Genomic DNA, 1,363 nt, shown 5'->3' with positions numbered 1-1,363 from the left:
TTAGTTTTTCAGTGGCCTCCAAATTTGAGCTCTTTTTTTTACTTTTTTTATTTACTGCTTAGTGAATTTTAGAAGCAAGAGATTGTCTTTATAAAGTTCCAATGTAGATTCGGTTACAACATATTTATTGACCTTTGGAAGCACTTCCAAATACGCTGTTTCCGTTATCATATTATTACACATTTTTCTTGTAGAGCCAATGTTCTTTGCTGAAAAATTTCCGGCAGAAGTATCAATTGTGGCCTCTGAAAAATAGTTATTGCAGCCTGCATTTCCGGAGATTCTGTTTTGCTCTATTACCAAAGTTGGTCTATTGGTGATATCATCTGCCAAAATCCATTGTGTGCCTGTAATAGAGGCTTGGGTTTTTCCTAATTTGGAAGAATTCCCCAGTCTGCTAGTACAAGAAACGATGGCGAGCGCTATCATGGATGTTACAAAAAACTTTTTCATTGTTTTTAAAATTTACTTTTCAAAGATAAGATTTTATTCCTTAACAACTTGACCTGTTACAAAAACCCTCCCAACTTAAAACCTTACAGAAACCTCAATTATTAACAAATTCATAATGAACAGATTAGCATTATTAATATTTAATCCCGTACTTTTGCATCCGAAAAAATTGGACAATGAAGAAAATTGCAGAATACAGAAAATTGCTGGAAGTAGATCATAAAGTAACGCTAAAAGAACTGAAAAATATCTACAGAAATGTGATGAAAGATACGCATCCGGACAAATTTATCAATGATGAAGAGGGAAAACTGGCAGCGGAGGAAAAGAGCAAATCTGTGATTGAAGCCTATCATTTTCTAGTGAGCATTAATGAAGAAACTCAGGAAAAATATAAAGAAGAATATACCGACACGATCTCCAATTCTATCATTGCTGATTTTTATCTTGAAAAATCCATACTGAAAGTGCAGCATCTGAACGGACAAATGTTCGAATATATAGGCGTTCCAAGAAATACTTACATCAAAATGGTAAATTCTGATTCTCCAAGTCGTTTTGCAAGAAGACACATCTACGGCAATTTTGTCTATAGAAAGTCTGGCGAAGCAATGGCAGATTAATTTTCCATTTTAAAATATATGAGACTCTTAGATTTTTCTGAGAGTCTTTTTTATTTATATCATTCAAAGCCTGTTTTTGTTTCGAAAACCACAAAAGTCACAAAGTTTTAATTTCCCTTAAGTTTATCAAAGTTCAAATAAGGATAATGGCTTCAAATGTTAGCTTTTTTGCTCTTTGAAACATTTTCTTTTTTTGATTTTTCTTTTGTGACTTTGTGGTTAAATATTTTTCATAATTTTTAAACAAGCTCTAAGTTAAAAACAAAAAAACCGCATCAAAAAATTGA

General features: G+C 32.1%; 2 protein-coding genes. One reads left to right on the top strand and one right to left on the bottom strand.

Translation table 11 applies throughout. The annotated features are described in order from the left end of the window. Positions 1–51: 51 nt before the first annotated feature. Positions 52–453, bottom strand: a complete 402-nt coding sequence (locus EGH73_RS13875) for an META domain-containing protein (protein WP_123282348.1) — start codon at positions 451–453, stop codon at positions 52–54. A gap of 176 nt (positions 454–629) precedes the next feature. On the opposite strand from EGH73_RS13875, the gene EGH73_RS13870 reads away from it, so the two are divergent. Further along, a complete protein-coding gene (locus EGH73_RS13870; RefSeq protein WP_123282347.1) occupies positions 630–1,076 on the top strand; it encodes a KTSC domain-containing protein in 447 nt (148 codons plus the stop codon). Positions 1,077–1,363 lie beyond the last annotated feature (287 nt).

The organism is Epilithonimonas hominis (assembly GCF_003730015.1).
Taxonomy (GTDB): Bacteria; Bacteroidota; Bacteroidia; order Flavobacteriales; family Weeksellaceae; genus Epilithonimonas; species Epilithonimonas hominis.
This window is presented reverse-complemented; position numbering and strand designations above follow the sequence as displayed.

Bases quoted from the DNA above. Each gene is read 5' to 3' on its own strand.
- EGH73_RS13875 (WP_123282348.1), bottom strand. From the start codon at position 453: ATGAAAAAGTTTTTTGTAACATCCATGATAGCGCTCGCCATCGTTTCT.
- EGH73_RS13870 (WP_123282347.1), top strand. From the start codon at position 630: ATGAAGAAAATTGCAGAATACAGAAAATTGCTGGAAGTAGATCATAAA.